The sequence below is a fragment of the Nocardia sp. NPDC005998 genome (genome assembly GCF_040614395.1).
In the GTDB taxonomy this organism is placed as follows: domain Bacteria; phylum Actinomycetota; class Actinomycetes; order Mycobacteriales; family Mycobacteriaceae; genus Nocardia.
In genome coordinates, this window is sequence record NZ_JBEXUI010000034.1 from 56,952 (window position 1) to 68,199 (window position 11,248).

General features: G+C 66.5%; 10 protein-coding genes and 1 pseudogene. 3 read left to right on the forward strand and 8 right to left on the reverse strand.

Annotated elements, in window-relative coordinates; all coding sequences use genetic code 11:
* Window positions 1–57: 57 nt before the first annotated feature.
* From ABZ293_RS32435 to ABZ293_RS32460, 6 genes and pseudogenes are all read right to left on the reverse strand, one after another.
* The gene (locus tag ABZ293_RS32435) at window positions 58–348 is read right to left on the reverse strand and encodes a hypothetical protein (protein WP_355186914.1); all 291 of its coding nucleotides are present in this window, start codon (window positions 346–348) and stop codon (window positions 58–60) included.
* Window positions 349–512: 164 nt separating this feature from the next.
* Window positions 513–2,174, reverse strand: a complete 1,662-nt coding sequence (locus ABZ293_RS32440) for a histidine kinase (protein ID WP_355186916.1) — start codon at window positions 2,172–2,174, stop codon at window positions 513–515.
* A 120-nt stretch (window positions 2,175–2,294) separates the two neighbouring features.
* The gene (locus ABZ293_RS32445; RefSeq protein WP_355186918.1) at window positions 2,295–2,900 is read right to left on the reverse strand and encodes a response regulator transcription factor; all 606 of its coding nucleotides are present in this window, start codon (window positions 2,898–2,900) and stop codon (window positions 2,295–2,297) included.
* A 312-nt stretch (window positions 2,901–3,212) separates the two neighbouring features.
* Entirely contained in the window at window positions 3,213–3,653 is a 441-nt protein-coding gene (locus ABZ293_RS32450) for a VOC family protein (protein ID WP_355186920.1), read from the reverse strand.
* A complete protein-coding gene (locus ABZ293_RS32455; protein WP_355186922.1) occupies window positions 3,650–4,630 on the reverse strand; it encodes a DUF5996 family protein in 981 nt (326 codons plus the stop codon). Before ABZ293_RS32455 ends, ABZ293_RS32450 begins: the two co-directional genes overlap by 4 nt.
* A 98-nt stretch (window positions 4,631–4,728) precedes the next feature.
* Window positions 4,729–4,927 (reverse strand): annotated as a pseudogene (locus ABZ293_RS32460) (alpha/beta hydrolase); the annotation flags it as partial.
* A 162-nt stretch (window positions 4,928–5,089) separates the two neighbouring features.
* On the opposite strand from ABZ293_RS32460, the gene ABZ293_RS32465 reads away from it, so the two are divergent.
* A complete protein-coding gene (locus ABZ293_RS32465) occupies window positions 5,090–7,273 on the forward strand; it encodes an acyltransferase family protein (RefSeq protein WP_355186924.1) in 2,184 nt (727 codons plus the stop codon).
* 11 nt (window positions 7,274–7,284) lie between these two features.
* On the opposite strand, the gene ABZ293_RS32470 is transcribed toward ABZ293_RS32465, so the two are convergent.
* The gene (locus ABZ293_RS32470; protein WP_355186926.1) at window positions 7,285–8,508 is read right to left on the reverse strand and encodes an aminotransferase class III-fold pyridoxal phosphate-dependent enzyme; all 1,224 of its coding nucleotides are present in this window, start codon (window positions 8,506–8,508) and stop codon (window positions 7,285–7,287) included.
* 76 nt (window positions 8,509–8,584) lie between these two features.
* Window positions 8,585–8,890, reverse strand: coding sequence for a Pr6Pr family membrane protein (locus tag ABZ293_RS32475; RefSeq protein ID WP_355186928.1), 306 nt, complete (start codon window positions 8,888–8,890; stop codon window positions 8,585–8,587).
* Window positions 8,891–8,956: 66 nt separating this feature from the next.
* Here ABZ293_RS32475 and ABZ293_RS32480 point away from each other — a divergent pair, with 66 nt between their 5' ends.
* Window positions 8,957–9,802: a patatin-like phospholipase family protein gene (locus ABZ293_RS32480; protein WP_355186930.1), complete on the forward strand. Its 846-nt coding sequence runs from the start codon at window positions 8,957–8,959 to the stop codon at window positions 9,800–9,802.
* A 28-nt stretch (window positions 9,803–9,830) separates the two neighbouring features.
* Complete coding sequence (locus ABZ293_RS32485; RefSeq protein WP_355186932.1) at window positions 9,831–11,087, forward strand: MFS transporter; 1,257 nt, start codon at window positions 9,831–9,833, stop codon at window positions 11,085–11,087.
* Window positions 11,088–11,248: the final 161 nt, after the last annotated feature.

An 11,248-nucleotide genomic window follows, 5' to 3' on the forward strand; every position in this document is an offset into this window, starting at 1 on the left:
GACCTCGGTGTCGGTGGCATCGTCCAGCCGTTTGGCGAAGGCTGATCCTGCGAGGTGCTATCGCTCGTCGACGATTTCGCCGGTCTCGGCCGTCGCATCGACGGTCAGCGCCATGAGGGCGGCCACCAGCGGGAAGCCCTGCGATACGGCGATAGCGGCCAGGATCTGCTCGGCCGAGTCCCAGCGCCAGGTGTCGGAGTAGCTGCCGTCCTCCAGCCGGGTGAGCCGGGTTTCGGTCAACCCCCGATCGGCCCTACGGATTCCGTCGATCAGCGCGGCCCGCAGAGCGAGCAGGATCTCGAGCTTATCGTCGGTGACGCGGTAGTGGTACATCCTGACCACAGGCATGGTTGATGTCCTCGGGATGCGGCGCGGGTGCTCGGTGGCGTGGGCCCCGCGGTGTTCGTGCTGGCCGGAAAGAGCCTGTCAGGCAGCGGTATTCGCAGGTAGTGCGTGCAGCACACATCGCATGTGCAGATGTGGGCAGCCCACATATGCGCAATGCATATCCGTCAGCAGGGAACGCGGGCCGACAGTAGGAATTCGCCTCCGGATACCGCGGTGGTGAAAGAGCCGCCCGCGCCGAGTACCCGGGCTCGCATATTGTCGAGCCCCTGTCCGCCGGTTCTGCTCGCACGCTGCGCGCCGTCATTGCGAATATCGAGGTGCAGGTGGTCCTTGCGGCGTCGACATTCGATGCGGACCCGGGTGGCCGCACTGTGGCGCAGCACATTGGTGACCGCCTCGCGCACCACCGGGGCCAGCACCGCCCCCGCCTCATCCGGGAGTTCGTCGTCGTAGCCGAGCTCAACAGTCGCGACGGCGTCGTTGAGCGCCTTTCCGGCCGAATCCAGTTCGCGACCCAGTGATCTCGCGGCCTCGTGGTCCACCAGCGCATATGCCTCCGACTGGGCGTCGGCCGCGATTCGCAGTGCCTCCTCGATCTCCCGCTCGGCCCGCACCGGGTCGCGGGTGATCAGATCGGTGACCAGATCTGCCTTGAGCGCCAGCACCGACAGTGCCAGGCCGAGCAGATCGTGAATATCGCGGGCCAGTCGCAGTCGCTCGACATGCAGTGTGGTGCGGACCAGTTCGGCGCGCGAGCGGTTCAGCTGTTCCGAAAGCTGCCAGAACCGGGCCAATCCGAACAACGTCAGGGTCGCCTGCAGAGCCAGCAGCAGCCAGAGCCCGGGATCGATGGGTGCGGTTCCCGGTTCGGTGTAGCGGCCCCGCAGTGCGAACAGAGCGATCACCGCCACCACCGCCCACGGCCCGCGCAGAGTAAGCAGCACCGCCGCCGCCAACAGGATCAGCCACGCGGACCAGTACGCGCCGAACCACGGCAAGGGAATCAGTGTGATCGCGGCCTGCGCGGCCAGCATCGGTACGGCGAAACGGGCCGAGTACAGCTGGGCCAGGAACAGACAGGACATCAGTGTGCCGCCGATGGCTGTGGACAGGCGGTGTCCACTCAGCTCCATGGTCTGGTTTGCTGTCCAGGCGAACAAGCCGACCGCGATCGCGAGGAACGTCAGCCGCGGGACCAATCGCGCGATCGGTTCGCCATCCACCGGCTGCACTTCGAGATCGCGCTGGGTGAAGGCGATTTCGCGTACCGCCCGAATGATCCGTCGGGTGGCGGACGCCGCGCGATCGACCGCGTCCCGTGCCCGTTCGGGGCGCGCGGTCAGATCTCGGCGGGCGTCGGCCAACAGTTCCCTTACCGTGCCCACCTCCTCGCCCAGTGCAGCGCGCAACTGGTCGGTGACCTGTAGGCGCTCCTGGGCCAGGGTCACCTGGGCCAGTTCCGAGTGGGTGGCGGACAGGCGATCGAGAAGTTCGGGCAACCGCAGCAGGCTGTACAGCACCAGACCGATCGCGGCCGTGCCCAGCGCGGCGTACAGCGATCCCGGCCATACCTGCTGCCATTCGCCGTGCACCACACCGGAACCCACCGCGACCAGCCCGAAAGCCGCCCAGCGCCAGCGCGTTACCGTCGCGAACAGTACGGTTGCGGCGAGTAGACAATCCGTGTTGACGGCACCGCCGAAAACGAGGATCGGCAGATAGGTCGCCACAACCTGCGCCGCGAGCACCCGGCCGCGTGCCGCTGGCCGACACTGCGCGATGACGAGCAATCCGGCCTGCACCACACCGCAGCCGACCGCAGCCACCGCACCACCTTCAGCCAGCACCGAAAGCAGCAGTACAGCGAGGAGAAGATATCCGGTCGATCTCGGTAGCGCTGGCAGCACCCGGTCATTTCATACCGGCCGGATGGTTAGGTCAAATACTCACAACCATCCGGCGTCGGTGGCCAGACGCACCGCATCCACCCGGGTGCGCGCCTGCAGCTTGGTCACCGCCGAGGCCAGATAGTTGCGCACCGTGCCATAGGACAGGTGCAGCCGCGCCGCGATCTGCTTCGGCGCCGCGCCCTCGGCAAAACAGCGCAGCACCTCCACCTCGCGGTCGGTGAGCGGATTGCCCGGACTGCGCAACGCGGTGTACGCCAGCCCCGGATCGAGCACGCTGCCACCGGCCGCAATGGTGCGGACCGCATGCAGCAGATCCTGCCGGGAACCATCCTTGAGGATGAACCCGCACGCGCCGATCTCCATGGCGCGCTCGAGATGTCCGGGAGTGGCCAGCCCGGTGAGGATGAGGACCCGGCACTGCGGATACCGAGTGCACATCTCCGCGGCGGCCTCCAGCCCGGTCCGGCCGGGCAGGTCGATATCGAGAACAGCCACCTCCGCCTGCGCATCCACGGCAGCCGAAACAATGGACTCGCCACTTTCGAGCACAGCCACCACGCTGATGTCGTCCTCGAATTCCAGCGCCGCGACGACGGTTTCCCGCAGCAGCCGCATATCCTCGGCGACCAGCACCCTGATCATGTGGCATTGCTCCTCACCGCCGGGCGCGTGTCGACTTCCACTGTGGCGGTTTGCCCGGACCGCTATGCCATCATCCCGTCCACGCTCGCCCGGCTCCACCGGACACCCCCGCCCAGGGGCGCTCCCATTGATCTCGGGGCATGCGAACGCACCGGTCGCCGATGTCCTTGGACGTTGCCGCCGACTTACGTTGGCTACGAAGGGCGGTCAGTTTGCGGGCCCGGTCGACACTCGGCGGCGTGCGCGTCGCCTAGGGTCTCGGGAGGTCCAAATGCCGGAGCCGCTAGCTCTTCCGTCTTCAGCGCTCCCCGCCTACCGGTCGGCGTATTCGCCGTGGAGCATGCCGGTGGCCTGGCCGATCTCGATGAGGTAGCCGTCCGGGTCGCGGAGATAGCACCGGATCTCGGCTTTGCGGTCGAGTGGTTCGGTGAGGAATTGTGCCCCTTTGGATTTGGCATCGGAGTAGAACGCGGCGATATCGGCGACCCGCACATTCAAGAATGACGAGACCGGATCACCTGATTCATGGGCAGTCAGAATGGTCTCGGGCTTATCCGGGGTCGGTCCGCCGCCCGGGTTCATGATGATCCAGCTGTTGGCGACCTTGACGATGGCCGGGTTCTCCTCCAGCACGACCCGGCCGCCGAAAATTTCGGCGTAGAAATCTCGAGACCGAGCCACGTCGCGCACGGTCAGGAAATGCGTCAGGAGCAATCCCTGTTCGGGAGCAGGCAGGTCGTTCCGATTGGTCACGGTTCCCTCCGTTCGTCCAGTGTTCTGTCCTTCTGGTCCCACCGGTGCGGATCGCATTCGAGTGCCGCTCGGTCCCATTTGCCGCGTTCGGCGGCCGCTCGATAGGTGGTCTGTAGGAATTCCATCAGGCTTCGTTCCGGATCTGCAGCGGTGCGCACCGCCTCGTAGGGCAGCAGAAACTGGCCGTTGTCGGCGCTGTAGAAGGCGTGCCGAGGACCGACCGGATAGTCGGCGAAGCCGTCGGGTTCGGGATAGGCGTAGGCGTAGAAGGCACCTTCTTCGCCGCCACCCGGCCAGAAGCCGCAGCTGCTCAACTCGTGGGAGTAGCCCTCCACCATCACCCAATTACCGCAGTTGGGTGCGCCGCCCGGATGCTTCGGCGCGGTGCGGCCGGAGAACCTGGTGCAGGCCAGATCCATGGCGCCCCAGAAGAAGTGCACCGGGCTCACCTTTCCGATGAAATATGAGCGAAACTCGCTCATTACTCGATGGGCCGCGATGAGTTGACGCCAGAACAGTTGCACGGCGTCGCGATCATAGGAAGCATGCTCGTAGTCATCGGCGAACGGGATCGCGGGATCGACCTCGTTGGGCTTCGCCTGAATTTGTACCGCAACGCCGAGCTCGTCGAGCGCACCCATCGTTTCGGCATAGAAATCGGCAACCGGCTTGGGTTCGAGCGCGATCTGCCGGGCGTGGCCATTACTGGTTCTTATGTGCAACCGATGCTCGGTGAAGTCGAACTCGATGTCGAACACACCGGCCTCATAGGGCATCGCGGAGGTGGTCAACCCCCGCGGGCTGACGTAGAGGGTGACCTGCCACCAGTGGTTGATCAACGGCGCATGAGTGAGTCGAATCTTGCCGATGATCTGGGTCCACATATGCACCGTATCGCGGGTAGCGGTCCAGTCCTCGACCCGCAGCCGCGGCCAGCGTTGCGATGACGCGATCTCTGTGCGAGTGGTCTCGGCCATCAGAGTTCCTTGGTCCGTCCGTCGGTTTCGGTGCCGGTCGCGGCGCGGATTCTGCTGCCTTGCCGTGGCGCTGCGGGCGTCGGCCCGGTGTCGGGCATTCAGGAAACGAGCAGGTCCGCGTTGACGATCGCCGCCCAGGTGGTTGGCATGCCGTGCGGGAAGCCGTCATAGGTCTTCAGCGCGCGGTTCTCGAGAAGCTGCGTGGACAATGGCGGAGGCCTGGTACGGAACGATCCGATCGTCCTCGCTGTGCATCACCAGCACCAGCGCGGTGATCATCTTCAGGTCTTCAGTGTAGAAGATCCCTGTGCCGTCAATGGTGCTGATCGTGCCATATAGAAGAAGGTATACCGACCAGTGGGTCGGTTTTCAGATTTCACGCGGAGTCAGCACAGGCTGTCGACAAATATCGAATGTCGTTGCGACAATAGCCGAAAATAGTTGGTAAGAATGCGTCCCATGACAGGGACTGCCTCCAGCGAATTGATAGTTCGGCAGGCCGACTCGAACGACCGGACATACGACGGGCGGCCTGCGCGGGCGGAATTTCGTGCTGATGTCGAGGGGCTGCGTGCGGTCGCGGTGCTGGCCGTCGTCGTATTTCATGCGGGTGCGCCTGACGTCAGTGGCGGGTTTGTCGGTGTCGACGTTTTCTTCGTCATCTCTGGGTTTCTTATCACCGGGGTGTTGTGGCGTGAAGTGGCGGTTACCGGCACGATCGGGCTTGCGCGGTTCTATGGCGCTCGGGCGCGCAGGTTGCTGCCTGCCGCGGGCATCGTGTTGGTGGCGACTGCGGTCGCTGCGGCGATGCTGTTGCCTCCGTTGCAGGTCCGCGAGGTGCTCGGCGACGGGATTGCCAGTGCGTTGTACGCGGGAAATTATCGGCTTGCCCTGCACGGCACCGACTATCTCGCCGCGGATACGCCGCCTTCGCCGTTTCAGCACTACTGGTCGCTCGGGGTGGAGGAGCAGTTCTATTTGTTGTGGCCTGCGCTGATCATCGGCATCGCCTGGTTTGTGCAGCGCCGCCGCAGGCCAGGGGCGCACGCCTCGCCGGTTCCGTATCTGCTCGTCCTCGCGGTAGTTGCCGCGGTGTCGTTCGCGGTTTCGCTGGCCTGGACCAGCACGCTGCCATCGTGGGCGTTCTTCGCGCTACCCGCACGGGGGTGGGAGCTGGCTCTCGGCGGCATCGTGGCGCTCTCGGTCCCGGTATGGCGCCGATTTCCGACACCGCTGGCCACCGTCGCCGGGTGGCTGGGGCTGGCATTGATCGTCCTGAGTTGCACCCACTTGGACGGGCGGACACCGTATCCCGGTACCGCGGCGCTGCTGCCCGTGCTGGGCGCCGCGCTGATCGTCGCTGCGGGCTGTGCCGCACCCCGGCTCGGAGTCGGTCGCGCACTGTCGGTGGCTCCGCTGCGGGCGCTCGGTCGTCTTTCCTACTCCTGGTATCTCTGGCACTGGCCGGTGCTGCTGCTCGCGCCACGGCTGGTCGGTCACCCACTCGATGCGGTCGGCTCGGTGGGCGCGGTCGTGACAGCCGGTGGCCTCGCCATGCTCACGCTGTGGTTCGTCGAGGATCCCGCCCGTTTTGCGGCGCCGCTGCGGCATTCGGCCACGCTCAGCCTCGCGGGCGGCGGTGTCGTCACCGCGGTCGCCGTCATCGTTGGGGTGGTGCTGCTGGTGCTCGTGCCCGTCCCGGTGGGCCGTGGCGCGGCGGCCGAGGCCCTTACTGTGGCAGCGCCGGGCGTGCCGCCGTCGGAAGCCGTCGATCCGCAGGACGCGACGGTTCAACAGCTGACCGCGCAGGTGCAGGCCGCCGTTGCGGCATCGGCCGAATCGCATTCGATTCCGTCGAATCTCTCCCCGGCGCTCGCCGACGCCGCTGCCGACAAGGCGGCGGTGTTCGGAAATGGTTGCGTGCGTTCCTGGCTCGATGTCGGACAGCCCGAGTGCGCTTCAGGCGATCTCGGATCGGCGAGCACGGTGGCACTGGTGGGCGATTCGCACGCCGCGATGTGGAGCCCGGCGTTCGAGCAGATCGCCGAGCAGCGGCATTGGCGCCTGGAGACGATGAGCAAGGTCACCTGCCCGCTGATGGAACTGCCCATCACCAGCCCCTACCTGGGCCGGGAGTACACCGAATGTGTGCAGTGGCGCCACCAGATCATGGCCCGACTGCAGGCCGAGCATCCGCGGCTGATCGTGCTGAGCATGTCCCGGCGATACGGCGGCGACTTCGGATTCACCACCTACGACCAAGCCTGGATCGATAGCCTGTCCGGCCTGACCACACAGCTGCGCGCGACCGGCGCGAATGTCCTTGTCCTCGGGCCGATTCCGGATCCGCACAGCACCGTGCCGACCTGCCTGTCCGACCATCTGGACGACGCGCTGGCCTGCTCCCCGCCACGGCCGGTCGCCGTGAACGACGCGGGCATCGCAGCCGAACGGGCCGCGACGATGGCGGGCGACGGGCAGTACGCCGACCTCACCGCGCTGTTCTGCACCACCGACCGCTGCCCGCTCATCACCCGCAACAACCTGATCTACCGGGACGACAATCACCTGACGGTCGCCTACGCCAAGTCGCTCGCGCCGATCGCTGCCGCGCTGGCCGACCGCGCCCTCGCCCGCGGCTGAACCCCGGCCAGCTAGCCCAGAGCGCGGGTGAATCCCTCGACGAGTTCGTCGACCTGGTCGTCGGTCATCACGAACGACGGCGAGATCTGCATGGCGCCCTGGCCGGCCGCACGTCCCGAGATGCCGTGTTCCCGGAGGGTTTTCACCAGCGGCAGCCCCTCGGAGGGATCGGCGAGCTGGATCGCGGCGACCGCGCCGAGACCGCTGCGTACCTCGGCGACGCGCGGGTGATCCGCGAGCGGGGCGAGCTTTTCGTGCAGAGTGGATTCCAGGCGCTTCGCCTCGTCCAGCAGCCCCTCGCGTTCGACGATGGCCAGGTTGGCCAGGGCCGCGGCGGCGGCTCCGGCGTGGCCGCCGTAGGTATAGCCGTGCCGCCACCAGACGCCGCCGCTGAAGAAGGGAGCGGCGATATGGGGGGCGATGAAGACCGCGCCCATCGGGACATAGCCGGAGGTGAGGCCCTTTGCGGTGGTCATCAGGTCGGGTTCGAGATCGAAACGGGATGCAGCGAACCAGGATCCGCCGATGCGGCCGAAGCCGGTGACGACCTCGTCGATCACGAAGAGGATGTCGTGGTCGCGGCAGATGCGGCGGACCTCGGCGAGGTAGCCCTCCGGCGGCAGATACACCCCACCCGCGCCGATAATGGGTTCACAGAAGAAGGCGGCGATACGCTCTGCGCCGATCTCCTCGATGAGCGCGAGCAGCGCCTTCGCATCGTCCCATGCAACGGTGCGGGCATCGGGCATCAACTCGCCATAACCCTCCCGGTTGACCGGGATACCCGCCAAAGCCGTTCCCGCGACGTGCATTCCGTGATAGGCCCGCTGACGTCCGACCACAATCGTCTTATCCGGGCGACCGAGCTCGTGCCAGTAGCGGCGGGCGAGTTTCGCGGCGGTGTCCACCGAATCCGAACCACCGGAGGTGAAGAAGATCTTGCTGCCGGGCACCGGTGCGATGCTCGCCAGCTTCTCCGCCAATTCCTGGGTGGCGGGTTCGGTGATATCACCGAAGTTCGAGTAGTGCGCGACCGTGCGCAGTTGCTCGGCGACCGCGTCGGCGATCTCCGCGCGACCGTGCCCGACATTGGTGAACCACAGCCCGGCCGTCGCGTCCAGATACCTGGTACCTGCCTGGTCGTAGACGTAGGCACCCGCACCACGCGCGACGACGAACGCACCGTCGCGTTCGACGGCGCCCATATCGGCGAACCCGTGCCATAGCGCACCCATATCAACCACCTCTACCTCGACGACCACATCACTTCGTCCGCACTGCACCGGTCGCTGCCCGATGCGCCGAACGCGACTACCGCGAGTGCGAACAGCGCGAACCCGATGACCGGGACCACCGGGCCGATCGCCGTCGACACCTGTCCCCGTTGGCACGGATCGTGAACGGGTACGGATACCAGTCGACGATCGGCCCACGGATCAGGGTGTACGCACCGCAGCCGAGCGGGCGGACCGGCCAGCAAGCGATCCGCCGCCTGGAAACGCCCAGCACGACCGGCGCCAGCACCCGATCCACGACCATCACGATAGGCATGAACCGGTGCGCCACCTCATCCACCCACCTCTGTTCGTCCCAGCGGGCGATATGGGCGAGCAGCACCCGCGAGCGCGAAGCGCAGCCGCCGCAATGTCAGCCACCACTCGATCGGACCGTAATGTCGGTGCGGTGGAACAGTTTCCGAGTCGGGCGCTGGTATTGGGCGCCGGTGGTGTCGTCGGAACCGCCTGGATGGCCGGTCTGGCCGCCGGATTGCGTCAGCACGGCATCGATCTCGCCGCCGCCGACCTGATCGTCGGCACCTCCGCGGGCGCGATCGTCGGCGCGGTCCTCGCTTCCGGCCGAGATCCGGGCAAACTCGCCGAACCCCGGCAACCTGCGCCGTCCGATCCGCAACTACCTGCGCCCGACCCGCGCGCGCTCGGCCGTGTGTTCGCGGTACTCGGCGATAGCGAAACGACACCGGAGCTGAGGCGGCGACGGGTCGGCGAGATTGCGCTCGAGATGAGCGCCGAACACGATGCCGTCCATGTCGAGCGCATGCGAACCCTGATCGGCACGGCACAGTGGCCGGACCGATTGCTGGTCGTCGCCGTCGACGCCAGTTCGGGCCAGCGCCGAGTCTTCGACCAACGCGATGCGGCCGCACTGCCGGACGCTGTGGTGGCCAGTCGCGCGATGCCCGGCGTCTACCCGCCCATGACCATCGGCGACCGTCGCTTCATGGACGGTGGCATGTACTCCGCCACAAATGCGGATCTGGCCGCCGGGGCCGAACTTCTCGTCACCCTTCATCCACTGGCACACCTGTTTTCGACCACTGCCCTCCACACGGAACTGCAATCCCCGCGGCCTGGAGAGTCATTGGTGATCACCCCGGACCAACGATCGATCGATGCCTTCGGCGGCGACCTGCACGACCACGCACACTGGATACCTTCCTTCCGAGCCGGATTCGCCCAGGCCGATGCGGAAGCCACACGCCTCCAAGGGATCTGGCCGACCGCGAGGTAGCCTCAGGCCGACCGCCGGAAGGATGAATATGACGATCAGCGAACCTGTTCGAGCCCGGTATCCGCTCCTTTCATCCCCCGGCTTCCTGTGGTTCTGGTCCGCCGACAGCGTATCGATGGTCGGTACCTACATCACGGCGCTGGCGCTGCAGGTGCTCGCGGTCGAAACGCTGCGGGCATCGCCCATCGAGCTCGGCGTGCTGGGCGCCGCGCGCTGGCTGCCGTATCTGCTCTTCGGTTTGATCGCCGGAGTGCTCGTCGATCGGTATCGGCGGCGGCCGGTGCTGGTGGCCGCCGATCTGGTGCGGGCGGGTTTGCTCGCGCTCATCCCGCTGACGGCGGCGACAGGCGTGCTGAGCATGCCGGTCTTGATCGCGGTCGTGCTGGTGTTCGGCACGGTATCCCTGGCCTACGACGCCGCACATCAGTCGTTTCTGCCGACTCTGGTGCCACCGGAACTGCTCACCCCCGCCAATGCCCGGCTGGAACAGTCCTCGGCGGTGGCGCAGACCTGCGGGCCGGTCATCGGCGGTTGGCTGGTCCGGATCGTCGGCGCACCGCTGGCGATCCTGGTGGACGCGGTGTCGTATCTGCTCTCCGGGCTGATCGTGGCGCGGCTGCGCGTGGCCGAGCGATCCGATCCGCCGCAGGACCGGAATCTGCGCAAGGAACTGCGCGAAGGGCTGAGATGGGTGTACGGGCATCGGATGCTCGCCCCGCTCGCCATCGCTTCGCACGGCTGGTTCTTTTTCAGCGCGGTGGTGTCAACGGTGTACGTGCTCTTCGTAATCGACGAACTCGGCTTCGACGCTTCCGCCCTCGGACTGAGTTTTGCGTTCGGCGGCGTCGGTGCTGTGGCCGGGTCATCGGTCGCCGACCGCGCCGGTCGCCAATTCGGTATGGGGCCGGTGATCATCGGCTGCCGATGGCTGACGCCCATGGGATATGCACTGATCCCGTTGGCGCACAATGGAGCTGCGGGTCTGACGCTGCTGTGCTCCGCCCAGTTCCTCTTCGGTCTCTCCATCGGCGTCGACAGTCCGCTCGAAATGGGCTACCGCCAAGCCGTCACACCCGACCGTCTGCTCGGCCGGATGAATGCGACCATGCGCTCATTGAACCGGGCCGCGATCGTGATCGGCGCACCGACAGGTGGCGTGCTGGCCGCGTGGCTCGGCATTCGGTGGACACTGTGGGTCGCGGTGATCGGGCTGCTGATCTCGGCGATCGCGTTCACCGGATCGGAATTCCGTCATGCCCGATCGGGAGCGGACCTGCCGGGCTGATCACGATCGCGTCGGCGGTCGACCTGCACCGAGCGCGGCGACGGCGCGAAGACGCCGGTGCGGATGACCGGGCCGATGACGAGGGAGAACCAGCCCTGCTGACGAGGATCGATGAACGGGCGGATCTTCCCAGATCAGAACCGCTGCGATCGGTGCGCCGA